Origin of the sequence: Arthrobacter sp. efr-133-TYG-104 (genome assembly GCF_030208915.1) — a bacterium.
Classification (GTDB): domain Bacteria; phylum Actinomycetota; class Actinomycetes; order Actinomycetales; family Micrococcaceae; genus Arthrobacter.
The window spans coordinates 1-24691 of record NZ_JARVTA010000026.1 but is presented as its reverse complement, the minus strand read 5'-3'; the positions used below and the strand labels follow the sequence as shown (position 1 = coordinate 24691).

Annotated in this window: 21 protein-coding genes; 7 read left to right on the top strand and 14 right to left on the bottom strand. The window is 61.8% G+C overall.

Going from position 1 to position 24691, the window contains the following annotated elements:
• Positions 1-38 precede the first annotated feature (38 nt).
• From QRN04_RS16595 to mnmA, 5 genes are all read right to left on the bottom strand, one after another.
• A complete protein-coding gene (locus tag QRN04_RS16595) occupies positions 39-1745 on the bottom strand; it encodes a dipeptide ABC transporter ATP-binding protein (protein WP_284977132.1) in 1707 nt (568 codons plus the stop codon).
• Positions 1745-2752, bottom strand: coding sequence for an ABC transporter permease (locus QRN04_RS16590; protein ID WP_284977131.1), 1008 nt, complete (start codon positions 2750-2752; stop codon positions 1745-1747). Before QRN04_RS16590 ends, QRN04_RS16595 begins: the two co-directional genes overlap by 1 nt.
• The gene (locus QRN04_RS16585; RefSeq protein WP_284977130.1) at positions 2753-3844 is read right to left on the bottom strand and encodes an ABC transporter permease; all 1092 of its coding nucleotides are present in this window, start codon (positions 3842-3844) and stop codon (positions 2753-2755) included.
• Between the two features lie 126 nt (positions 3845-3970).
• Positions 3971-5599, bottom strand: coding sequence for an ABC transporter substrate-binding protein (locus QRN04_RS16580; RefSeq protein WP_284977129.1), 1629 nt, complete (start codon positions 5597-5599; stop codon positions 3971-3973).
• Positions 5600-5775: 176 nt separating this feature from the next.
• A complete protein-coding gene (mnmA, locus tag QRN04_RS16575) occupies positions 5776-6915 on the bottom strand; it encodes a tRNA 2-thiouridine(34) synthase MnmA (RefSeq protein WP_284977128.1) in 1140 nt (379 codons plus the stop codon).
• A 171-nt stretch (positions 6916-7086) separates the two neighbouring features.
• Between mnmA and QRN04_RS16570 the strand changes: the two genes are divergently transcribed.
• Positions 7087-8322 carry an NAD(P)/FAD-dependent oxidoreductase gene (locus QRN04_RS16570; protein ID WP_284977127.1) on the top strand — a complete coding sequence of 412 codons (1236 nt, stop codon included), beginning with the start codon at positions 7087-7089 and terminating at the stop codon, positions 8320-8322.
• Positions 8323-8356: 34 nt separating this feature from the next.
• Here the strand turns inward: QRN04_RS16570 and QRN04_RS16565 are convergent, their stop codons facing one another.
• Positions 8357-9586 carry a cysteine desulfurase family protein gene (locus QRN04_RS16565; RefSeq protein ID WP_284977126.1) on the bottom strand — a complete coding sequence of 410 codons (1230 nt, stop codon included), beginning with the start codon at positions 9584-9586 and terminating at the stop codon, positions 8357-8359.
• Between the two features lie 9 nt (positions 9587-9595).
• Positions 9596-10315, bottom strand: coding sequence for a helix-turn-helix transcriptional regulator (locus QRN04_RS16560; RefSeq protein ID WP_284977125.1), 720 nt, complete (start codon positions 10313-10315; stop codon positions 9596-9598).
• Between the two features lie 155 nt (positions 10316-10470).
• On the opposite strand from QRN04_RS16560, the gene QRN04_RS16555 reads away from it, so the two are divergent.
• The 4 genes from QRN04_RS16555 (at position 10471) to QRN04_RS16540 (ending at position 13602) form a co-directional block, all read left to right on the top strand.
• Complete coding sequence (locus QRN04_RS16555) at positions 10471-11424, top strand: J domain-containing protein (RefSeq protein ID WP_284977175.1); 954 nt, start codon at positions 10471-10473, stop codon at positions 11422-11424.
• A gap of 68 nt (positions 11425-11492) precedes the next feature.
• A complete protein-coding gene (locus QRN04_RS16550; protein WP_284977124.1) occupies positions 11493-11960 on the top strand; it encodes a tRNA (cytidine(34)-2'-O)-methyltransferase in 468 nt (155 codons plus the stop codon).
• 207 nt (positions 11961-12167) lie between these two features.
• Complete coding sequence (sigK, locus tag QRN04_RS16545) at positions 12168-12773, top strand: ECF RNA polymerase sigma factor SigK (RefSeq protein ID WP_284977174.1); 606 nt, start codon at positions 12168-12170, stop codon at positions 12771-12773.
• Position 12774: 1 nt separating this feature from the next.
• Entirely contained in the window at positions 12775-13602 is an 828-nt protein-coding gene (locus tag QRN04_RS16540; RefSeq protein WP_284977123.1) for an anti-sigma factor, read from the top strand.
• Between the two features lie 133 nt (positions 13603-13735).
• On the opposite strand, the gene QRN04_RS16535 is transcribed toward QRN04_RS16540, so the two are convergent.
• From QRN04_RS16535 to QRN04_RS16510, 6 genes are all read right to left on the bottom strand, one after another.
• Positions 13736-15139: a GntT/GntP/DsdX family permease gene (locus tag QRN04_RS16535; protein WP_284977122.1), complete on the bottom strand. Its 1404-nt coding sequence runs from the start codon at positions 15137-15139 to the stop codon at positions 13736-13738.
• On the bottom strand, positions 15136-15681 hold the full coding sequence (locus QRN04_RS16530) for a gluconokinase (protein WP_284977121.1): 546 nt from the start codon (positions 15679-15681) through the stop codon (positions 15136-15138). Before QRN04_RS16530 ends, QRN04_RS16535 begins: the two co-directional genes overlap by 4 nt.
• 74 nt (positions 15682-15755) lie before the next feature.
• Positions 15756-16535, bottom strand: coding sequence for a PIG-L deacetylase family protein (locus QRN04_RS16525; RefSeq protein ID WP_284977120.1), 780 nt, complete (start codon positions 16533-16535; stop codon positions 15756-15758).
• A gap of 5 nt (positions 16536-16540) precedes the next feature.
• A complete protein-coding gene (locus tag QRN04_RS16520; protein WP_284977119.1) occupies positions 16541-17494 on the bottom strand; it encodes an electron transfer flavoprotein subunit alpha/FixB family protein in 954 nt (317 codons plus the stop codon).
• Positions 17495-17507: 13 nt separating this feature from the next.
• Entirely contained in the window at positions 17508-18311 is an 804-nt protein-coding gene (locus tag QRN04_RS16515; protein ID WP_284977118.1) for an electron transfer flavoprotein subunit beta/FixA family protein, read from the bottom strand.
• Positions 18312-18593: 282 nt separating this feature from the next.
• Complete coding sequence (locus tag QRN04_RS16510) at positions 18594-20306, bottom strand: trypsin-like peptidase domain-containing protein (RefSeq protein ID WP_284977117.1); 1713 nt, start codon at positions 20304-20306, stop codon at positions 18594-18596.
• A 333-nt stretch (positions 20307-20639) separates the two neighbouring features.
• Between QRN04_RS16510 and QRN04_RS16505 the strand changes: the two genes are divergently transcribed.
• Together QRN04_RS16505 and QRN04_RS16500 are read left to right on the top strand one after the other, a co-directional pair.
• Positions 20640-22706, top strand: a complete 2067-nt coding sequence (locus tag QRN04_RS16505; protein ID WP_284977116.1) for a TPM domain-containing protein — start codon at positions 20640-20642, stop codon at positions 22704-22706.
• A 95-nt stretch (positions 22707-22801) separates the two neighbouring features.
• A complete protein-coding gene (locus QRN04_RS16500; protein WP_284977115.1) occupies positions 22802-23590 on the top strand; it encodes a PspA/IM30 family protein in 789 nt (262 codons plus the stop codon).
• A gap of 103 nt (positions 23591-23693) precedes the next feature.
• On the opposite strand, the gene QRN04_RS16495 is transcribed toward QRN04_RS16500, so the two are convergent.
• Positions 23694-24488, bottom strand: coding sequence for a GntR family transcriptional regulator (locus QRN04_RS16495; protein WP_284977114.1), 795 nt, complete (start codon positions 24486-24488; stop codon positions 23694-23696).
• Positions 24489-24691: the final 203 nt, after the last annotated feature.

Below are 24691 nucleotides of genomic sequence, written 5' to 3'. Positions count from 1 at the left end.
GGCCTTCGTGGGTCTTGAAGGAACAAACGTATTCGTGCTTAGCGTCCCAGGAGCGCTCGGTGCGCTTCCCGGCGTCGTGCCTGTTCGTCCGGATCCGGCACCGGGAGGGAGGCGATCAGCCGTTTGGTGTAGTCATGCTGGGGTGAACCCATGACATGGTTGCCGATTCCCTGCTCCACGAGTTCACCCTTGTACAACACGCCCACCCAGTGGGCCAGCATGTCAACAACGGCGAGATCGTGGCTGATGAAGAGGGCGGCAAAACCAAATTGTTCCTGGATGTCCTTGAACAGGTCCAGGACTTTGGCTTGCACCGAGACGTCGAGCGCGGACGTCGGTTCATCAGCGATCAACAAGCGCGGGTTCAGTGCCAGTGACCTTGCCAGCGACGCCCGTTGGCGCTGCCCTCCGGATAGTTCGTGCGGATAGCGCTCCGAATACGACGCCGGCAACTGGACTGACTCCAGCAACTCCCCCACTTTTTTCCTCGCCTCAGCCGCGGTGGGCTTGCCGTGGATGATCAGTGGTTCTGCCACGCACTCACCGATGGTGAGGTGGGGATTGAACGAGGCTGCCGGGTCTTGGAAGACAAAGCCGATCTCCTTCCGCAGGGGGCGGAAGGTGCGCTCCTTAAAGTCCAGCATCTCGTAGCCAAGGACCTTCAAGCTGCCGCCGGTTGTCCGGTTAAGCCCGGCAATCGCGCGTCCGATGGTTGACTTCCCCGATCCGGATTCACCGACGAGCCCAAAGACCTCGTTTTCCGAAATGGTGAAACTGACATTGTCGACGGCTTTGAACCCGTTCCTGCCGAATCGCCCCGGGTACTCAATGGTGAGGTTCTTAGCTTCGACCAGGATCTTGCCGTCCTGGTGCAAGCGGCTTCGAGCCCCCTCGGAGGCTGAGTTCCTGCCCAGATGCGGTACGGCGGCCAGGAGGTTCCGTGTGTACTCCTGCTTTGGTTCGGCGAACAGGATCCTCGAGGATGCCTCCTCCACCACGTCCCCCTGGTACATCACCACAACGCGGTCGGCGAGATCGGCCACTACGCCCATGTTGTGGGTGATAAGCACGATCGAGGTGCCGTAATTATCCCGGAGGTCCCGCAACAGCTGGAGGATCTCTGCCTGGACCGTGACATCCAGGGCTGTGGTCGGTTCGTCGGCAACGATCAGCCCCGGATTCAGGGCGAGGGCAGCGGCAATGACCACCCGCTGCTTCTGGCCACCGGAGAACTGGTGAGGGTAGTAGTTGACCCGTGTTTCGGGGTCTGGGATCCCGACCTTGCGGAGCGCCTCAACGGCCCTCTCTTTCGCAGCCTTCGCTGTGACGCGATGTCCGTCCTTCGCGTGCGCCCGGATCCCCTCGGCGATCTGCCACCCGACCGTGAAGACGGGGTTCAGCGCGGTGGAAGGTTCCTGGAAGACCATGGCCACATCACGCCCACGGATCTTTCGCAGTGTCGATTTGCTGACGCTGATCACGTTGTTGCCGTTGATGACGACGGCGCCCGAGCTGACCGCTGTTTCAGGGAGCAAACCCAGTATGGTCTTGGCCGTTACTGTCTTGCCCGAGCCGGACTCCCCCACAATGGCGACTACCTCGCCGGCCTTGACGTCCAGGCTGACGTCCTTGACTGCGTGGACGTCACCGCCGTCGGTGGCGAAAGTGACTTGCAGCCGGTCGATGGCCAGCACCGACGGAACGGTGCGGGCCCGGTCCGGAGTGTTCGTTGGGGTGGTTGTCATCACTTGCCTGCCTCAGCGGTAGTGGTGGGTGTCCCGGACGCTCTTCGCGGTGACTTTGTGGTGCCACCGGCACGCTTGCGTCCACGGATCCGCGGGTCATTGAGATCGTTGATGCTCTCGCCTACCAAGGTCAGGCCGAGGACCGTCAGGACAATGGCGATGCCGGGAAACAGGCCCGTCCACCAGATCCCCGACGATGTGTCAGCCAGGGCCTTGTTGAGGTCGAAGCCCCACTCCGCAGCCGAGGTCGGTTCGATGCCGAAGCCGAGGAAGCCCAGCCCCGCGAGGGTCAAAATCGCCTCGGAGGCGTTGAGGGTGAACATGAGTGGCAGAGTGCGGGTGGCGTTCTTGAAAATGTGGCGACCGATGATGCGCATGCTGGATGCGCCCAGTACCTTGGCCGATTCGACGAACGGCTCCGCCTTGAGCCTGATGGTCTCTGCACGGATGACACGGAAGTATTGGGGAACGAACACCACGGTGATCGAGAAGGCGCACGAGAAGATGCCACCCCAAAAACTGGATTGTCCCTTGCTGATCACGATGGAGATCACGATCGCCAACAACAACGTGGGGAAAGCGTAGATGGCATCTGCGACCACCACGAGAATCCGGTCAAGCCAGCCGCCGAAATAGCCGCTGAGGAGTCCGAGCGCCACGCCGAGGAAGAGGGACATCGTCACTGAAACGACGATGACCGTAACCGCCGTTTGGGAACCCCACAAGACACGGGACAGGACGTCGTAGCCGCCCACGGTGGTGCCCAACAGATGCTGCGCACCAGGCGCTTGCTGGGTGGGGAATGAACCGGATGCGTCACTGAGTTGGGAGTATCCGTAAGGCGCCAGGAGTGGCGCGAAAATGCTGGTGAGGAGGAACAACCCGCTCAGCACGACGCCCACCACCAGCATTCCGCGCTGGAGCCCGACGCTCTTCTTGAGATGGGACACCACGGGCAGTCGGGAGGATAGGGGCTGTTTGGTGCGGATCACTGCTGCGGAGCTCATTTAGTACCTCACTCGCGGGTCGATCAGCGCGGCGATGATGTCCACGATGAAGTTGGTGACGGCCACAATGATGGCGAGAAGGACCACGATGCCTTGCACAGCCACGAAGTCGCGGGCGTTGAGGTATTGAACCAACTGGTAGCCCAGTCCCTTCCATTCGAACGTGGTCTCCGTCAGGATGGCGCCACCGAGCATCAGGGCGATCTGTAGCCCCATGACGGTGATGATGGGGATAAGCGCCGGCTTGTAGGCATGCTTGGTCACCAGTCGGAATTCGCTCACGCCCCTGGAACGACCGGCCTCGACATAGTCCTTGCCCAGTGTGCCGATGACGTTGGTTCGGACCAGCCGGAGGAAGACCCCCGCAGTCAGCAGTCCCAGGGCAACTGCGGGCAGGACTGCGTGCGAGGCTACATCCCCCAACGCGGTCATGTTTCCGCTGCGCAGCGCATCAAGCCAATAGATTCCCGACGGCGCCGAGAGGCTTCCCATGGTCAGTTCTGTCCGCGTCGATGAGCGGCCGGCAACAGGGAACCATCCAAGCCACACGGAAAAGGTCAGTTTAAGGAGGAGGCCTGAGAAGAACACCGGTGTCGCGTAGCAAAGAATCGCGAAAAATCGCAGTAGTGCATCGGAGACCTTGTCCCGGTGCTGGGCCGCAATCAGCCCGCAAGGGATACCCACGGCGAGCGCCACGATCAGTGCGTTGATCGATAGCTCCAACGTTGCAGCACCGAAGGTGGTCAATACTTCGACGACAGGCCGACGGTCGGTGATCGTGGTGCCAAAGTTGCCCGTGATGAGCTGGCCAAGGTACTCGAAGTACTGGACCAGGACTGGCCGGTCGTAACCGGCGTCGTGAATTCTTTGGGCGAGCACGTCCGGCGGAAGCCGGCCGCCTTGGGCCGCTGTGATGGGGTCTCCGATGACCCGCATCAGGAAGAAGACCAGCGTGACGAGGATAAAAACGGTGGGAATGATCAGGAAGAACCTGATCACGATGTATTTGCCAAGGCCCCCGCCTGACTTGGACTTGCTCTTGGGAGCAACGAGCCCGGGTTCGGCCTCGGGTACTTCGATGAGAGTTGTCATTGGTTACCTGCATTTCCTGCCCCGTGGATTGCGCGGGACTGTGTCTTGCGTGCCACTAACGTGGTCAGCAAAGGAGGCGGGACACCGGATCAGTGTCCCGCCTTCTTTCCCTTCCGGGAGGGGTGGTTACTTGGAAACGGTTCCGAGCCGGAACTTGAACGAAGCATCCAGCGTCTTGTCGACGCCGCTGACGCCGCTTCCTGTGACCGCCACCTGTGCGCCTTGGAGCAACGGCAGGGTGGAGATGTCCTTCGCCAACGCGTTTTGGACGTCCTTGATGTCCGACTCGCGCTTGGTCTTGTCAGGTTCTGTCAGCTGCTTGGCGATGAGATCGTTCACCGCTGGGTTGTTGTAATGGTTCTTGAGGAAGCCGCCCTCCGGGAAGAACGGCGTCAGGTAGTTGTCTGCGTCGCTGAAGTCGGGGAACCACCCGAACTGGAAGACCGGGTACTCGTCCGCCCGGCTCGCCTTGCTGTAGGTGACCCATTCGGTGGACTGCAGGTTGACCTTGAACAGTCCGGACTTTTCCAGTTGTTCTTTGATCATCGCGTATTCGTCGCCCGAGGACCCACCGTAGTGGTCCGGGTTGTACTGCAGGTTCAGCGATACCGGCTCTGTGATACCGGCGTCGGTGAGGACCTTCTTGGCCTTGTCTACGCTGGGCTTCCCGGCGTCACCATAAGCGTCCTTGAACGACTGGTTGGCGCCAAGGAACCCATTAGGAACGTTGGAGTACAGCGGGAGGTAGGTTCCCTTGTACACCTGGTCAGCGATTGCTTGCCGGTCCACCAGGTTGGCCACGGCCTGCCTGACAGCGAGTGCCTTGGCAGGATCGGCTCCTGCAGCCTTGGCTCCGAACGGCATGGTGTCAAAGTTGAAGGTCATGTAGCGGATTTCACCGCCCGGACCCGTGACGACCTTAACCTTGTTGTCTTTCCTCAGGTCATCCACGTCTGTTGCACTGAGGCTGCGGAAGGCGACATCGATGTTGCCTTGCTGAATGTCCAGTTTGAGGTTGGTGGGGCTGGCGTAGTACTTGATCGTGGCGGCATCATTTGCAGGCTTGCCCAGTACGCCCTTGTAGTCCGGGAATGCCTTGAAGCTGATGAGCTCGTTCTTCTTGTAGCTATCGATGGTGTACTGCCCGTAGAAAGCATTCGCCTTGATGATCTCATCGTCCGAGAGGACTTTATTTGCCGGGAAAACCTCATCATCAACGATGGGGGCTGCCGGGCTGCTAAGGATCTGGGCAAAGGTTTGGTCATTGGCCTTCTTCAGCTTGAAGACCACCGTCGTGGCATCGGGCGTAGAGACACTGTCGAGATTTGTCAGCAGCGACGAGGGACCGGCTGGATCATTGATGGTCTTCTGGCGATCAAAAGAGAATTTGACGTCCTTGGAGTCCAAGGTATGTCCGTTTGCCCACTTGAGGCCGGACTTCAGCTTCACCGTGTACTCGGTGGGGGAAGTGAACGACGCCGACTCGGCAAGGTCCGGTACGGGATCGGCTCCCCCGGGCTTGGAGTTCAAGAGGAATGAGTAGACCTGGTTCATGACCATGAATGAACCGTTGTCGTACGATCCGGCCGGATCCAGGGACGTGACCTTGTCCGTGGTCCCGTAGGCAACGGGGCCCGAAGCGGCGGGGCCGGAGGAAGAACCGCCGCCGGCCGGTCCGGTGCACGCCGTTAGGCCAAGCGCGGAGATGCCCGCGAGCGCGATAACGCTGTGCAGAGCCTTCTTTTTCAGTGCCATTTGGTGAACTTTCTGTTCAATGGAATCGGCGCACCGCACAGAGATGTTTGTGACGGGGCGCACTCTTGATTCCACGATTCAATCAGACTTCACGGGCGCCCAAGACCAATTTTGGTGATTCGAGACACAAAATTTACCTACGGGTAGCTTTGCGCGGCTGTGGGAGGCTGGTGACGCTAGAGGACCTGCCTCTGGAGGGAGCGTGCAGCATCGATGGTTGCCTGTCCAAGAACGCGGGTGCCCTGGTACAGGACAACAGTCTGGCCGGGAGCCACCCCGCGCAAGGGATTGGTCAGGGTGACCACAAGCTCCGGCCTGTCCACACCTGATGCAGCGGGGACACGTTCCACTCGAGCAACAGCGGGGACCGGGTCCCCATGTGCCCGGACCTGGGCATAGCACTCGAAATCGGCGCCTGTTTCAACCTCGGGGATAGGGAGCCCTGCCCAGGAGACCTTGATCCCGCGGAGTTCATCGATGGCCAGGAGCGCTTCGGGCCCCACCACCACCTTGTTTTCCTTGGGGCGGATCTCCAGGACGAATCGCGGCTTACCGTCCGCTGCCGGCGTCCCCAACTTCAGGCCGCGCCGCTGGCCCACCGTGAAAGCGTTGGCCCCGGGGTGTTCGCCCACCTTGGCGCCGGTTTCGTCGACGATGTCTCCGGTGGTCATGTCGATCTTCTCGGCCAGCCAGCCACGGGTGTCACCATCGGAGATGAAGCAGATGTCGTGGCTGTCAGGCTTATTGGCCACAGAAAGTCCCCGCCGCTCAGCTTCCGCCCGAACTTCCGCCTTGGAGGGCGTCTCGGCCAACGGGAACATGGAGTGCTTGAGCTGCTCGTGGGTCAGTACACCGAGAACGTAGCTCTGGTCCTTGGCCCAGTCGGCCGCGCGGTGCAATTCACGGTTTCCATCGGAGTCTTCGATCACCTTGGCGTAGTGCCCTGTGCACACGGCATCGAAGCCCAGCGCGATGGCCTTCTCCAACAACGCGGCAAACTTAATCCGTTCGTTGCAACGCATGCAGGGGTTGGGCGTCCGGCCAGCAGCGTATTCGTCGATGAAGTCCTGGACGACGTCTTCTTTGAAGCGCTCAGAGAAATCCCAGACGTAGTACGGTATGCCGAGCACGTCACAGGCACGCCACGCATCGCGGGAGTCTTCGATGGTGCAGCAACCCCGGCTCCCTGTGCGCAGGGTTCCGGGCATCCGCGACAACGCAAGGTGGACCCCGACGACGTCGTGCCCTGCCTCAACGGCCCGGGCGGCGGCTACGGCGGAGTCCACTCCGCCGCTCATTGCTGCAAGTACTCGCATGCTGACTTTCGTGTTATTTCAAGATGGGGTAGATATCCGGTTGCATCGGTCTAAATCGAGACCCAAGCGACCATCCATTCTAGCTCGCTCTACCACACCCGCGCTAAATCCCTTGACGCAGGCGGGCGCGGCTTCTAAAGTCAAAACTACTGGTTTTAGAATCGAGCTGACATGACACAGGAACCAATGGTCATCGTTGGCGGAGGGCTTGCCGGCGCCACCGCGGCCAAGACCCTGCGCGCGGACGGCTACGACGGCGGAATCCTCCTCTTGGGGGCTGAACAGCGTATCCCCTACCTTCGACCTCCCCTATCTAAGGAGTTCCTGCTGGGGAAGGCGAACGAGGACGCCGTGCCCGTGGTTCCAGAAGGCTGGTACCCGGAGCACGACGTCGAACTTCTCCTCGGCAGCCGAGCCGCGGGCATCGATCCCGCGGCGCACCGAGTGACGACGACGGACGGACGCATCCTCCCGTATTCGAAACTACTCCTGGCCACCGGCTCCCAGCCCCGCCACCTCCCGCTACCCGGGTCCGAACTCGACGGTGCCATGACCTTCCGCACCTTTGACGACAGCCTGAAACTGCAATCGCTCATCAAGGGCGGAGGCCGGAACGTGGTCATGATCGGGTCCGGCTGGATCGGCATGGAGCTGGCCGCGGCGGCACGTACCTACGAAAACAACGTGACGCTCCTAGGCCTCGAAGACATTCCCCTGAGCGCAGCGATCGGCCCGGAGTTGGGCAAGTATTTCCAGCAACTCCACACGGCCCAAGGGGTCAGCTTCCGCCTCCCGGCGAGCGCATCCGCGATTGAAGGCACGGACGGCCGGGTAACAGCGGTGCGCACGAACACCGGTGAAGCACTGCCAGCGGACATCGTTGTGATCGCAGTCGGAGTCGTCCCCGACACAGCGCTCGCCGAGACCGGCGGTTTGACGCTCCGCAATGGAATCTTGGTGGACGCGAGCCTAAGAACCAGCGCCCCTGACGTCTTCGCAGCAGGAGACGTCGCCAACGCACTCCATCCCTTCACGGGTGAGCACCAACGCAGCGAGCACTGGGCCAATGCCCTCAATGGTGGCAAAGTGGCGGCTCGGTCGATGCTCGGACAAGATGCCGTCCTGGATGTCGTGCCCTACTTCTACACCGACCAGTTCAGTACCAGCATGGAATACTCGGGATACGCGGCGCTGTCCTCCGGCCTGGTTCCCCTCATCAGGGGATCGCTGGAGGATGGAAGCTTTATCGCTTTCTGGGTCAGGGAGGGGCAGGTGGTCGCAGGGATGAGCGTCAACCAAAGCCGAGTGCAAAAGCCCATCAAGGCGTTGATCGCGGGACGCGTGCAGGTGGACCCTGCCCGCCTTACCGATGCGGGGACAGCCTTGGAGGACTTACTGCCGCGGTAGGGGCCAGTCTCGCCGAAACGGCTCGTCCCGCGTCCTACGAGGGCGCAACGCCCTGCCGTGCGAGGGTTGCGGCCGTTTGAATGGTTGATTCGTGACCGGCCATGCCCGCCTGCCGGGCCTTGGCGCACGCGCCGGGAAGTGCCGTGAGGAGCGTGTCCACGTCTGCCTCGGTGGAACTGTGACCCAAGGTGAAACGCTGGGCTCCCCGGGCAGTATCTTCATCCAAGCCCATGGCGAGAAGTACATGTGAGGGCCGCGGCACACCGGCGGTGCACGCTGAGCCCGTTGAGGACTCCACACCTGCCAAGTCCAGCAGGAACAGCAGGGAATCACCTTCACACCCCGGGAACGTGAAGTGCGCATTTCCTGGCAGGCGACCATTTCCTGGGGCGCCCCTGAGAACAGCATCCGGTACGGCTTCTTCGACGCCTCGGATCAGTCGGTCCCGGAGCGCCCTGATGCGTTCGCGTTCCTCCCCCTGATGCGCTGTTGCCGCCGCCGCAGCAGCCGCGAAAGCAGCGATGGCCGCTGTGTCCAGCGTTCCGGACCGGACGTCGCGCTCCTGGCCGCCGCCGTGTTGTACGGGCGTCAACTTCACGGCCCTCCCCAAGAAGAGCGCGCCGACACCCACCGGCCCACCCAGCTTGTGCCCGGAGACGGACATGGCGGCCAGTCCTGAAGCCCGGAAGTCGACGGCAACGGATCCAAACGCCTGTACCGCGTCCGAATGCACCGGAATCCCGTGCGGTTTGGCCATTTCGACGATGTCCGGGATGGGCTGGATGGTGCCGACTTCGTTATTGGCCCACATGACGGTTATCAGCGCGATCGAGTCCGGGTCTTTGTCGATTTCACGTTGTACGGTCTCCAGCGCCACAGTGCCGGTGTGGTCCACTGGAAGCCATACGGCTTCGGCGCCTTCATGCCGCTCCAACCATTCAACGGTGTCCATGACGGCGTGATGTTCGACGGCGGAGCAAAGGATGCGGGTCCGGCGGGGGTCTTCGTCGTGGCGGGCCCAGAACAGGCCCTTGACCGCCAAATTGTCGGCCTCTGTCCCGCCCGAGGTGAAAATAACTTCCGAGGGGTGGGCGCCTGCTGCCGCGGCCAAGGTTTCCCGGGCGTCTTCCACCGCCCGACGGGCGCGACGGCCGGCCCCGTGCAATGACGACGGATTACCGGTCCGCGCCAATTCGCGTGTCATGACGGCGAGAGCTTCAGGCGACATCGGGGTGGTGGCAGCGTGGTCAAGGTATACAGGCACCCTGTAATTCTACCGATCCCGGTGATCCGGAACCGCGGAATCGTGTGCTTCCTCGGGACGATGACCGGGCGCATCGATCCGTGCACAGCAATGGCCTGGGCCGGGATCGGGGCGGACACTGTCCGCAGCCAACCCTGATGCTGTCGCCGTCCCCTTCAGGAAGGCGGCGTTCATGGCACAAACCACATCCGGGTGGTCCTGGGAGAGCTGATGGAAGGGGCAATTGAGGAGGCGATATCCGCCGTCTTCCTGCGGGGCAGGTTCATAACCCACGTCCGCTAAGGCGCCCGCCACATCCCCTGGACGGCCGAACTCCCGGCCCCTCGCCTCCGCAACTTCCAGCAACGCCTCACCCACGGGAACCCTTCCGGGCAACGAACGTGCCACGACGGCGGCCAACAGGTCTCCCGCCACGTCATACTGGCGCTCGGGCACTGACGCCACTACCTCGTTCAACGCCGGGCGGTAGAACTTGGCAGGCCGCCCCGAGCCCGGGCCACCCTTGTCAGCCTGCTTCCTGAACTCGACAACGGCCAGCCCTGCCCGCACCAAGCGATCCAGGTGAAAAGACGCTGTGCTGCGGGGAATGCCCATAGCGCGGGCGGCCTCATCGCGGCCCACCGCGTCCTGAGCTTGGCGGAGGTAAGCGAAGAGGCGCCTCCGCATCTCATCATCGAGTGATGCGATGGCCGAGATCCGTTCGCGCCAGGCGGATCGGGTGGAGATCATGGGTCAAGGATATCTCTAAAAACAACATCTACTGCTTTACTTGCGGCGATCGGGAACCACAACTTATGCATGCTTCGTTCAGTAGGTGGCTGGATAAACTTGCCAGTACAACCCCTGCCGGGGGAACGATCATCAACGAGAAGAAGGGCCTGTGCTTGGCCGACGTCAGCAGTTCGCATTACCAGGTCCTCCGGGTCCCGGTGACGGCGACGGAGAAGGAAATCAAAGCGGCCTATCGCAAGGCTGCCCGGGTTTCACACCCCGATCACGGCGGTGAAGCCGAGATGTTCAGACGGGTAACCCTTGCGTACGAAACACTGATCGATCCGGAGCGGCGCGCTGACTATGACCGCAGGTATGGCGCCGGAGACTTTCAACATCATCAGTCAAGCCCCGGGGATTACCGAGGCGCTCGGGCTCCGGGGCCGAGTACCACGGCCCACGTCCGGCGCGATCAAACTCCCGGCAAGACGGCCAGCACGGCTGGTGATCCCCCGGTCTACGTTCCATCGTTCGAGGACCCGGGGGAAGTACCGCTCATACCGGAGTCAGAGGCGGCGACACAGGTTCACGGGCTGCCGCGCAAGCGCGGCCTGTTCGGCGCGGAGGCGCGGATCCAGCGCGAGATGCGGACGGTACAGCTGATCAGTCGGCAGGTTCTCTCCGCCATCCCGGCCGCCCGGCTCATCAATGGCCTGCGAGCACCAGCGGACAACAGCCACATCGACCATGCAGTCCTCTCGGGTTACCGGCTGGCCTTGGTCGACTCCATGTTGCTACCCAAGGGCGCCTACGCCTGGGACGGTATCTCGCTACGGAATGGCAGCAGGTCCGTCGCACCCCCGCAATTGGCCAGCACCGTTCGGCATATGCAGAACATCTTTCCGGAACTGAACGTGACAGGCTGGGTAGTGTTGCACAGCCCGGACGGCAATCTCCACCAACCCGTTGTCGATTGGCACGGCAAAGGTTCGTCCAGTCCCGCGGCGGTGGAAGTGGTCAATGGAGCCGGATTGGCGAGAGGGCTGAAGCAGTTTCTCAGTTCGGGTCCTGCACCCAACACCGTGGTGGTCCCGGTCCTTGCCAGGTTGCTGCGCGGAATGCACTAGTCACGCACGAGTAGGAGCAGCCGCACGCTGAGTCGGCGCGCACCCCCGTACCTCGCTAGGATAGGACGGTGTTCCGCATCCTCTTCCACACTCCAGAAATTCCCGGCAACACGGGGAACGCCATTCGATTGGCCGCCATCACCGGAGCGGAGCTCCATCTGGTGGAACCGCTCGGGTTCGACTTTTCCGATGCCAAGCTCCGGCGGGCCGGGCTTGATTACCACGATCTCGCCGTCGTCACGGTGCATCCTGACATCGACGCCGCGTGGACAGCTCTGGAGCCCGAGCGGGTCTTCGCATTTACCTCCGATGGAGACACTTCTTACACAGACATCAGCTATCGGCCTGGCGACGTTCTGATGTTTGGACCGGAGTCCGTCGGGCTCCCCTCGTGGTTGAAACAAGACCCCCACGTTACGGCCCGGGTGCGGTTGCCCATGCGGCCCACCCTGCGATCCTTGAACCTGGCTAATGCGGCCTCCATCGCAGTTTTCGAGGCGTGGCGGCAAAACGGGTTTTCCGGAGCGCAGATCTAGGCCCATCCAACAGCGCCGCCGCACCGAATACCTTATGCATGGATACACCGTCCATCGTTGGTCAATGAGGGAGCCGATGTGAGCGCATTGAAGGTCAGGGCCGCAACAGCCAGCCTGCGTGCCGCAGCGACCACAATGCCCCAGCCGCCCGCAACACAAAGCAGGCATGCTGCCGCTTTCCATGTCGACGACATATGCTGGACAGTGATGGACACCCCCAACAACCCCGGCCCCGCAGTCTTTGAGGCCCCCAACCCAGCCGCGGACCTCAACAACCAGTTGACGGAGTTGCTCGGGCTGGTGGCTGCAGGCGATCAACGGGCTTTCGCCGAGTTCTACCGCCTCACCTCCAGGCGAGTATTTGGCATGGCGAAGCGGGTTCTTGTGGATCCCGACCTCAGCGAGGACGCCACCCAAGAGGTCTACCTCCAAGTCTGGCAAGGTGCTGCGCGCTTCGATCGCGCCGCCGGCAGTCCATTGGCCTGGCTCATGACAATCGCCCATCGGCGCGCCATAGACCGCGTGCGGGCAGTCCAGGCCGCGACGGACCGGGAAGCGAAATACGGAGCGGCAAGCCAGGACAGGGACCGTGACTTAGTGGTCGAAGAGGCCGATACGGCATTGGAAGCCGAGGCCGTCAGCAGATGCCTTGGCACCCTGACCGACACGCAGCGGGAATCGGTCCGCCTCGCGTACTACGGCGGCCTGACCTATCGGGAAGTCGCTGAGCGCCTGGGCGCCGCCGTTCCCACCATCAAGTCCCGCATCCGCGATGGACTCCTGCGGCTGAAGACCTGCTTGGGGGTGAGCTGAAATGACCGACAACGCGGGCGGAAGCTTTATGCGACGAATGTTTGCCAATGACATCGCTACCGACCTCTCCGAGGGCAGGGTCCTCGAATTGGCAGAAATATATGCCCTCCACGCTGTGACTAACCAAGAGCGGGACATGATCGACGCCTACATCAAGGACGCGCCGGATGCCCCCGAGTTCCATGAGCGGGTCCGTCAGGCGCGTGAAGCCCTGGCCGTCAGCTTCGCTCCGGAAGAAGAACCGCCGGCCAGCCTCTTCAATAACATCGTGGAGCGCATTGCTGCCGATGCCGCCGTCGAACCTCCTGCCCCCTCCATCCAGGGGCGGGAACCGGTGGTTGCCGACCTCGCGGCTGCCCGTGCCAAGCGTGCCGAAAAACGGAGCCCGGCCACTGCTCGTCGCTGGATTGTTGGCGCAGCTGCAGCGGCGGTTATTGCACTCGGTGGAATCGGCGTGGGTACCTATGTCTCCACCCAGAACGACCCCGTCAACCAAGTCTTGCAGGCACAGGATGTCCAAGCGAAGTCCGCGCCGGTACCCGGCGGGGGCACGGCCACGGTCTCTGAATCCTCAGCCAAGGATTCCTTTGTAGTCCAAATGAAGGGGGTGGCCCCTGCACCGGTCGGCAAGGTCTACCAGCTCTGGACGCTACCCAAGGACGGTTCTGCACCGGTTTCGCAAGGCACCATGGACGCCGAGGCCCTCACCAAACCGGCCGTAGTCAAGGGACTATCCTCCGCTTCTTCGATGGCCATCACGGTGGAGCCCGCCGGGGGCTCGAAACAACCAACCCAGCCGCCGGTCCTGGTGGTCACGCTGGCCGCTTAGCCGGTTTCACCCGATTGCCACCCCGCCACTAGCGGCAGGCTTAACGGCCGACGGCGGCCGCCACCTTTCGGTGCGCGGCCGCCGTCGTACTTTTGTTTGGCTTCCCTTTCGGGCTTGCCTAAGTGTGTTGCAGCTAAATGACGAGCGAGAGCAGCATCACGAACGCGAACCCGACCAGGGAGATCAGTGTTTCCATGACTGACCAGGTTTTGAACGTCTGCCCCACGGTCAACCCAAAGAGTTCCTTGACCAGCCAGAATCCGGCGTCATTGACATGCGAGAGGAACAACGAGCCAGCACCGACGGCCAAGGCCAGCAGGGCAGCGTGTGTTGGGCTGAGGCTGCTCGCGAGCGGCGCAACGATACCAGCCGCTGTCACGGTGGCGACCGTGGCCGAGCCTGTGGCCAGGCGAAGAGCAACGGCCACGATGAAGCCGAGCACCAGCACGGACATGTTGGCACCTTCAGCCCACTTCTTGACTGCGTCGCCGACGCCTGCGCCAATCAGTGTTTGTTTGAAGCCGCCACCTGCACCAACGATCAACAGGATCCCCGCAATGGGGCCAAGGCTCTGACCGAGCCTCGTGGTAATCGAGCTGCCCTTGAAACCGACCGCGTATCCAAACGTCACCATGGCCAAGAGCACTGCCAGCGTCATGGCAACCAGGGGCTGGCCGATGAAGTCGAAGAAGGTCCGAATGGCGGGGGCCGAGCCGGCGTCGGGCCAAATGATGTCGCCGAGTGCCTTCAAGAGCATCAGCACAACAGGGAAAATGATCGTCAGGAGCGTGACCGGGAACGAGGGCTGGCGCTTGACGTCGCTAAGGTCCGCCGTGTGCTTGGTATCGATGCCGCCGGCTACTGCAGGAGCGTCAACGGGGACCCAACGTGCGGCAAGGCGGGAGAACAGCGGTCCACAAATGATGACGGTTGGAACGGCCACCAGGATGCCCAGCCCCAAGGTTGTTCCCAAGTCGGCCTTGACGGCGCTGATGGCGATCAATGGACCGGGGTGGGGCGGAACAAGGCCGTGCAGCACGGACAGCCCGGCCAAAGCCGGGATGGCAATACGCATCAGCTTCATCTGGGACCTCTGCGTCACAAGGACGATCACCGGAAGCAGAAGGACCAACCCGATTTCAAAGAACATGGGCAAGCCGATGATGACCGCCACGAGCGTGATCATCCACACCACTTTGTTGCCAGTGGCTTTGGCCAGCAAACTGTCCACAACACGGTTGGCGCCCCCGGAATCTGCCAGCAGCTTTCCGAGCATCGCCCCTAGGGCGATGAGGAGGCCGACTTCTTTGAGGACACCGCCTACTCCGTCCTCGAAGTTACTGACGACCTTGGCAAGTTCCACATTGGAGGCCAGCCCGACGAAGGCCGACCCGAGGACCAGCGCCAGGAAGGGATGGAACTTCAGTTTGGCAATGAGCACCACAATGAGCGCGATACCGATCGCCGCCACAACAAGGAGTTGCGTATCGTGGCCCGTCCAGGCTTCAGCCTTGGTTGCTGCTTGCATAAAACTCATGATGCCGATTCCTCTGAGCTGTGACCGACGGGACTGAGCCCGAGGTGCTTAATGACCTGGTCCGCTTCTTCCGAAGGTGACGCTGAAACACACAATGACATGTAAATTTCTTCTTCCGTGGGTTCCTCGAGCGCATCAAACTGCGACTCAAGGAGGGAGGGCGGCATGAAATGGCCGTGCCTGGACGCCAAGCGATCGGAAATCTTGTCCCGGCTGCCCTCCAGGAAAACGAACACAACGTTCTCGCCTCGAAGCACGTCGCGATATTTCTTTTTTAGTGCCGAGCACGTGATGATCGCGGGCTTTCCGGCCTCAGTGTGTTCCTTGATCCAGCGGGAAATGATCTCAAGCCATGGCCAACGGTCCTCATCGCTGAGTGCCTGCCCGGATTGCATCTTTGCCACGTTGGCTTCGGGGTGAAGGTCGTCTCCTTCTGCAAGGTCCCACCCCAGCTTGCCGGCCAGTACACCGGCCACGGTCGACTTGCCCGAACCGGAAACTCCCATGATCACCAGAACGGGTTGTTGCGCAGTCTTCGCCATCAAACACTGCCTCTCCTGAATAAATATGATTTAACCGAGATTCAGCATATGACACAGGTTACATTTCGGCAATTTCAGAAGCCGGCAATCGTGGCGCTGCCGTTAACAGCAACCACGTGGAAGTACTCAGCACTGGACCCTGCCGGCAATCCTGCGCGCTGGCCGTTTGCCCCCAGCATGTCCCGCACCACGCGTTCCATGCGCTCGACGTCGGGGTGCTGGCTGGCGTGGACACGAATGGCCTCCACCTTGGCGTCGACGTGCCCGGTGACATCCACGGCATGGTTCTCCAGGGCCTCCGGGCTGGAGATGAACCATAGCCAGGGGAGCTTGTAGGCCTCCAGTCCAGCGTCAGCCAACTCAGGATAGGCAAAGGGATTTTCGACGGCGGGATACACGGCTCGGGTCACCGCCTCACCAGCGGCCAGATGGTCGGGGTGGCTCTTTTGGATTCGGTCCCAATTCCGCTCGGGATGCATGGTGAGGACAATGTCAGGACGGATCTTGCGGATAAGGGCCACCACTTGCTTGATGACACCGTGGGAGGGCTCGAGGTATCCGTCACGCTCGTGAAGATAGTGGATGTCGTGGACGCCTACCAGCGCTGCTGCCCTTTTCTGTTCCTCTTCGCGGAGCTCGATAATGCGCTCACGGTCCACGGGATCGAAACCACCGGCATCGCCGTCGGTCATGATGCAGTAGCTCACCTCCACGCCCGCCGCTGTCCAAGCAGCGATGGTTCCGGCGGCTCCAAAGTCAATGTCGTCAGGGTGGGCCGTAAAGCAAAGGACCCGCTCGACGCGCTCCTTGGAGGCATCGAACGGGCTCGTTGCTGACTGAACGTCAAGAGGCAAATGAATCAGCCTTTCCGCTTCTTGATCTCGGCTGTTGCTTGGGGCAGGACGTCAAAGAGGTCGCCGATGATGCCGTAATCGGCGATCTCGAAGACGGGCGACTCCGGGTCCTTATTGATGGCGACGATGACTTTCGCGGTCTGCATGCCGGCCTTCTGCTGGATGGCACCGGAGATGCCTGCGGAGATGTAGAGCTGCGGCGACACGGTCACGCCAGTCTGGCCCACCTGGGCATCATGCCCGATCCAGCCGGCGTCGGTTGCTGCGCGGGAAGCACCCACTGCCGCGCCCAGGGCATCCGCCAATTCCTCAACCGGGCCAAAGTCGCCGTCCACGCCGCGGCCGCCGGCCACGACGATCCTTGCTTCGCTCAGGTCCGGGCGCCCGCTGACAGGCTTCTCGGTTCTGGCCGTGATGCGTGCGGCACTGGTCAGGGAGTCGGCCGGAACCTCGATGGTCGCGGTCCCGGGGGAAGCGGCGACAGCAGCAGTCTCGGGTTCCACGTTATTGGCCTTGATGGAAAGGATAGCCACCGGGGTGGTTGCCTTGGCGGTGGTGGTGTACGAGCCGGCAAGGACGGACTTGTGCGCCGTTCCGTCGGCCTCGACACCCACCACGTCCGTGATCACGCCTGCGTTCAGCTTGATACTGAGGCGCCCGGCGATCTCCTTACCCTCCGGCGAATTGTCCAGAAGAACCGTGGTTGCACCGGAGGCTGTCGCAGCTGCCGCTAAATAGGCGGCCTTCGGACCAACCAAGTACTCTCCGAGGTCACCGCCCGAGGGAAGGTAAACGGTTGAGGCGCCGTAGGCACCCAACTGCTTGGCGACGTCGTCGGACAGCTCGCCGGCAACGGCGACGGCGGTCTCCCCCAGCGAGCGGGCGATCGTCAGGAGCTCAAGGCTGCTCTTCTTAAGAACGGCTCCCGGGGTGTCAATGAATACAAGTGCATTTGCCATGATGAGAGTCCCCTTAGAGCAGCTTCTGTGCGGCCAGGAAGTCGACCAGCTTGATGCCGGCGTCGCCTTCGTCGGTGATGATGGTCCCTGCCGTGCGCGGCGGACGGGGGTCGGCGGACGCGACGACAGTCCAGGAGCCCGAATGGCCCACCTGCGAAGGGTCCACTCCGACGTCGGCCAGGCTCAGCGTCGCGATCTTCTTCTTCTTGGCAGCAAGGATGCCCTTGAAGTTCGGGTACCGCGGCTCGTTGATCTGATCGGTCACCGAAACAACTGCCGGCAGCTGGGCCTCGACGGTCTCGGAGAAGGATCCGGCGTCACGGCGGCCCACAACGGTGCTGCCGGAGACTTCCAAACTGGAGGCGAAAGTCAGTTGCGGATAAGACAGCCGCTCGGCCAGCTGAGCCGGCACCAGCGAAGTTTCACCATCCGTGGAAGCCATCCCGGTCAACACCAGGTCCACCGGGCGCCCATCAGCAGACAAGTGGCGTACCGCTGCCGCCAACGCCAAGGACGTAGCGGCTGCATCCGATCCGGCCAACGCATCATCACTGAGGTGCACCCCGGAGGAAGCCCCTATCTGGAGCGACTTCTTGACCGCGTTAATGGCGCTCGCAGGACCCATGGTCAGGGCAATGACCTCATTGCCTGCTTTCGGCCCGCCACGCTCTTCCGCTAACTGCAGGGCAGCCTCGAGAGCGTATTCATCGAGTTCGGACAAAATGCTCTCGGCGCGGTCAGTCGTGTTTCCGGGCCCATTAATGTGCCGGTCAAACTGCGCGTCAGGGACGTGCTTGACCAGAACGACAATCTTCAATGTCTCTTCCACTGTCTTCGAAGCAGCCTTCCATGCTTGTGGACGGCCAACCGCAGCAGCGTGGCCATGTACTGCCCAGCGCGTGGGCTCGTCCTAGCTAAGCATATTGCCACGGGAAATCCACTGTCCGCATTAAGGACCGTTTAGCCAAGTGATTGACCGGGGCCATGACGGCGCACCCGGCATGGCCCGGTACAGGGCACCGTCATACCACCGCGGGCCGCGCCCCCGAAGAGGTGCGGCCCGCCGTCATGCGTTACATGTGCCCCTGTTCAGGAGCCCTTACTGCTGTGCGGCATCCAAAGTAACGTCCAGGTCCTGGGACTGCCCGCCGCGCTGAACGGTCACCTTGACCTTGGCACCGGCGGGCTGTTCGCGAACTGCCGCCGTCAGTTGATCGGGGTCGCTGATGGCGTAATCGCCGAACTTGGTCACGACGTCGCCCACTTTAATCCCGGCCTTCGCCGCAGCAGAACCCGAGGTGACTGCCGCCACTTCGGCCCCGACGGAGAAGCCCGAATCACTCCCGGTGGAGGTCTTCGCCCGCACCGACACACCGAACTGGGCGTGGCTGGCCTTGCCGGTGTCGATGATCTCCTGGGCCACCCGCTTAGCATTGTTGATCGGAATGCTGAATCCCACACCAATGTTGCCGCTCGAAGAAGATCCTGTCGTATCGCTTCCAGCCGAAGCGATGGCCACGTTGACGCCGATGATCTCGCCCTTGCTGTTCACCAACGCACCACCGGAGTTGCCCGGGTTGATGGCCGCATCTGTCTGGATCACGTTGATGGAGATCGAAGCTGCGCCCGCAGTCGTCTGGCTTTGGCTACCATTCGGGGGCGCGAACTGGAAACCTTGGCCGCCGCCCTGGGAGTTATCGGTTCCGTTCTGCGGCGCCGCCGAAGAGGCCACGCTGATGGTCCGGTTCAAGGTGGAAACAATGCCGTCAGTTACCGTTCCGGTGAGGCCCAACGGTGCACCGATTGCGACGGCGGTGTCCCCCACGTTCACCTTCGATGAGTCACCCAGTGCCGCGGGTACCAAACCGGAGCCGTCGACTTTGATGACAGCCAGGTCCGACAACGGATCAGTGCCCACGACAGTGCCCTTGAGTACCTTCCCGTCGCTCGTCCGAACTTCAATGGCTGCGTTGGAGGCAGCACCATCCAACGTCACTACGTGGGTGTTGGTCAGGATGTGTCCTTTGTCGTCAAGAACGATGCCGGAACCCGTACCTCCTTGGCTACCACTGGTGGCCTTGATGGTTACCACGCTCGGCGACGCCTTGGCTGCAGCCGCCGTGATGGCATTCACGTCGTCCTTGTTATTGACGATCACCGTGCTGGACTGTGCACCGGTGGCCGCAGCGGGCGCCGGGTGCTCCCACAGGGCATTGCCCCCTGCCACCACGCCGCCGCCAATGAGCCCTGCGGCGAGCATGCTCGCCACCAAGGTCCCGACGCCGAAGGCCGGCTTGCGCTTGGGAGCCGTCTGGGAGGAATGCCCGTGGCCTTGCTGCATGCCGCCATGCGGCGCACCGTACTGCCCGGTGTTCTGGAACTGAGGGGCGGTGTGGCCGGTGGTCGGATTGGCAGCACCGTAGAACGGTTGCTGCTGCTGGTAGGCCGGGCGCTGGTCGGGACCCTGATGGGCGCCGTAGGGGCCCTGGGGCTGGGTGGGGCCTTGGAACTGGCCGGGAGCTTGGTGCTGGCTCGGGTTCTGGGGCTGCCCTGGGTTCTGGGGCTGGCCGCTTTGCTGCTCCGGACCCGGATACGGTGTTGCGCCGCCGGCTTGATGCATCTGGGTGGTCGGGGGCTGGAATGCCGGCAATGGGGTGGTGGCATGGGTTCCGTCGTGCTCACCCTGTTGCTGCCCGGAGTTCCAGGCGGACTGGGACGTAGCGGCACCGCTATTCGCGGTTCCTTCTACGTCCCGCGGCTCAGACGCCTCGCGGTTCTCTGGTGCATTGCCCTGCGCTGGGTTCTCCGTCATGGGACTTCCTTTCATCCTCGTCTTCCATAACTATGTACCCAATTACTGGATCATAAGCGGACGTTCGCTGGGAGCTTGCTGGAAGTCATGTACGAGGTCTCAGCGCTACGAGATCCACGGCAACAAACCGCAGTAACGAGCCAATCATCAACTTCTCTCCAGTGTTTCGCTGGTGGCATATTCACCGCTGTGGACGCTCCCGGAGGTGCACCATAGAATCAAGAGGAATTGCCACAGCGACCTGCGGCTTTGCACACCATGCGTGGGGGCGCTGAGCATTCTGTGACGATTGGTACGCCTTGTCCCAGTCGCAGACGTGCTGAAGGGTTGCACATGCGGTCAATAATTACACGCGTACTCGCCGTCATTGGCCTGGCTGGAATGTTGGCACTGCCAACAGCTGCGGCCTGGGCAGAGGATCCGGTGACAATTCCAACCGGCCAGAACATCGTTGACAATGCCAACGTTCTGGGCAGCCGCAAGGCCGAGGTCCAGGATGCTATCCAAAAGACCCTAAAGGACCACAAGTACAACTTGTATGTTGTAACTGTTAACTCCTTCGACAACCCGTCATCCCCGCAAGCGTGGGGCCAGGCTGTTGCCACAAAGAAGGGCATGGGACCGGCCGACGTCATTCTGGCCATTTCCACCTCCGGCCAATATTACTTTGCACCGAACTCCGCCAGTGCCATTTATCCCAAGCGGTCCAACATCACCCAGAACGCTATTGCTGCAAACCTTGGCGGTGGCAAGAGGGACTATGCCCAAGCGGCCATTGATACAGCGGCAGCCATTGGTGATGCGGCCGGCGGTGGAAGCGGAAGCGTGCCCAGCGGAAACGGAAGCGTCGGAGTGCTGGTCGGCGTCGTTGCCGCGGGCGGTGCGGGAACGTATCTGTACTTGCGCAACCGACGCAAGAAGAACGGCGCAGCAACGGGTGCCGGCTACGGCCCCCAAGGGCAACAACTCGATCCGCTTGCCGGTCTCAGCATTCCTGAGCTGCGCCAAAAGAGCGGCTCCCTCCTGATCGAAGCCGATGATGCCATCAAGTCCAGCGAGCAGGAACTGGGCTTCGCCCAGGCCCAATACGGTGATGCGTCCGTCGTCAATTTCACCAAAGCCCTCCAAGAGGCAAAAGACCACATGACGGAGTCTTTCAAGTTGCAGCAACAGCTTGATGACCACATCCCGGACACAGAAGAGCAGCAACGTAGCTGGCTCGGTGAAATCATCCGTCGTTCGGAAGCCGCGCTCAGCTCGCTGCGTGACCAGAAGGCAGACTTTGACTCCCTCCGGGAGTTGGAGAAGAACGCTCCTCAAGCCCTCGCCGCCGTGACGAGCGGCGCCAGGGACGCCGAGGCCAGGATCGCCGGTTCGGAGCAATCCCTTGAGAACCTGCGTACCAAATACGCAGAGTCGGCTTTGACCCAGGTTTCCGACAACATCCTGCAGGCCAAAGAGCGGCTGGCCTTTGTGCAGCACGCTGCCGCGACCGCCCAAGAGAAGCTGGCGGCGGGTGAGAACAGCCTGGCCGCCGTCGCCGTCCGCGCAGCAGAGCAGGGCCTGCATCAAACCACAGTCCTGATCGATGCGATCTCCAAGACTGCGGCGAGCCTCGATGAGGCAAGGAACTCCCTCGAAGGTGCCGTGGCAGAGGCAAGCCAGGACTTGGCCCAAGCCCGGGCAATGATCCAGTCGGGGCAACACCCTGAACTGGCTGGCCCTGTTGCTGGCGTCGAGGCTGCGTTGGCCCAGGTCCAGGCCGAGATTCAAGGTGGCAAGATCGATCCCATTGCGACCCTCGCGCGCGTGTCCTCGGCACATCAGGCTTTGGACCAGGCGCTGTCCGGCATCCGGGACCAGCAAGAGCAGGCACGGCGCGCCCAGGCCGCCATGCAACAAACCATCATGGCTGCGCAATCGCAGATCAGCGCAACGTCCGATTACATCGCGGCCCGGCGTGGAGGCGTCGGCACCGAAGCTCGCACGCGTCTTGCTGAGGCACAACGCAACGTCGACTACGCGCTGTCCATCTCGCGCAACGACCCCGTTACCGCATTGACCTATGCCCAACAAGCGCACTCATTAGCGGCGCAAGCGGCACAACTGGCCCAGGCAGACGTAGACCACTTCGGCTACGCCGGCCAAGGTTATGGCCGCGGAGGGATGTTTGGCGGCGGGGGCGGTGGTGGTGGTCTCGGCGGAGCGATCCTGGGCGGCATCCTCATCAACTCCATCCTCAACGGTGGAAGTGGCGGCTGGGGCGGCGGTCACAACGACGGCGGAGGCTTCTTCGGTGGTGGTGGCGGAGACTTCGGCGGCGGCGGAGATTTCGGTGGGGGTGGCGACTTCGGCGGCGGCGGCGGAGACTTCGGCGGCGGTGACTCCGGCAGCTTCTAACCAACAGACCACGTGGGTCCTTCGCCCACCTGACGCGGTACAACAACTGATCACTGACTTCAGTAAAAAAACTGAGCAGGACGAAAGGCAACACCATGGTTAAGCAGTCCATTTTCGGCCGGATCTCTCAGCTCGCAAAGGCGAACATCAACGCGTTGCTCGACCAGGCTGAGGACCCCCAGAAGATGCTGGATCAGATGGTTCGCGACTATACGAACAACATTGCCGAAGCCGAGTCGGCGGTCGCGCAGACTATCGGTAACCTCCGTATGCTCCAAGCGGACTACAACGAGGACATCAAGAACGCCCAAGACTGGGGCAACAAGGCATTGGCGGCGTCCAGGAAAGCGGACGAGTACCGCTCCGCTGGAAATCCAGTAGACGCCGAGAAGTTCGATAACCTCGCCAAGGTGGCCATTCAACGCCAGATGGCTGCTGAGTCTGAAGCACGCACCGCAGAGCCCAGCATCGCGTCCCAGTCCGAGGTTGTGGACAAGCTCAAAACCGGCCTTGACCAGATGAAGAACAAGTTGAACCAGCTCACTGCCAAGCGCAACGAGCTGGTGGCCCGTTCCAAGACTGTCGCGGCACAGAATCAGGTCCACGATGCCCTCAAGAGCATCGATATCATGGACCCCACCAGCGAAGTGGGTCGTTTCGAGGAAAAGATCCGTCGCGAAGAGGCAAAGGTACTCGGCCAGCAGGAGCTGGCCAGCTCCAGCCTCGACGCGCAATTCAACCAGCTGGAGGATCTTGGAGAGCAGACCGAGATCGAGGCCCGCCTGGCCGCACTGAAGTCTGGTGGCTCCAAGCCCGCGATTTCTGCCGGCGCCCCCGCCGCCCCCGAGGCGACCATCGACGAAGCCGACTTCGATAAGCTCTAGGGCAGCTTGGGGAATGGCGTAGGCATTCCCGCACTGCAGGAAGGAGATGGTCGGATCCTGTTCGGGTCCGACCATCTCCTGTCTAAGCGGGAGCGCTCGTGGTCTAAGCGGGAGCGCTCGTAGCGGACGGACCGGCGCTTATATCGGTGGCCACTTCGGCCCTGATCTCGAACCCTTTTGGATGGAAGTACGTCACCGTGCACTCCAAGACTTCGCCATGGGCACCCAGAGTGGTTCGCTCCAGACGAGGCACCACCGGGAATGCACGAACGTTAAGGGCGTCTGCCAAGTGGTCCGGAGGTGCTTGCATTGTCACCGTGATTTCGGCCCGCTGCAGGGGCTTGCGGGTCCGATCTTGAATGACTTGGTAGATGGAGTTCCGCTCTGCATCGGCCAGGCTGATGTGCCGGCCGATGTGCGAGGGTATGAAGATCTCGGCAATGGCATACGGCCACCCCGCGCTCGAATAGGATCGGCGGATCACCAAGACCAGATTGTCATCGGACACCAGCTTGGCAGGAACCGTCCGGTCCTTCTCCATCCACTTGTACTCAATGAGACCCTTCACGGTCTTCATTCCGGCCGCGGTGAAGGTTTCCATGAAAGGCGCCAGTCGGTTGAGCATGCGCACAGGGCGCTGGGCCATGACAAAGGTGCCCTTGCCCTGCCTACGTACTACAAGGCCCTTTACCACCAGGCCCTCGATTGCCTTGCGGACGGTGGTGCGGCTGACACCGTACAGATCCATCAGCGATTCTTCAGTAGGAAGCCGTGCGCCTGGATCCAAGCGGTTCACCTGTTCCATGAGGACATCCGCCACCTGCTGATAGACAGCTACGGGGCCGTCTCTCTGGAGGACTTGCCGGCCGTTGCCGAGTTCGTAGTCTTCGCTGACCATGTTGGTTCCCATCAATTCTGCGCGGCGCCAATCCGCGTTCGATGCTAGCACTGCGCTTTGGGTTGGCGGTCACTATTGATGCAGAGAAGGAGCCGGGATTGGATAAACAAGAAGGTCCGGATCACTGGTGTGATCCGGACCTTCTTTTCAGTTGCGGGGACAGGATTTGAACCTGTGACCTCTGGGTTATGAGCCCAGCGAGC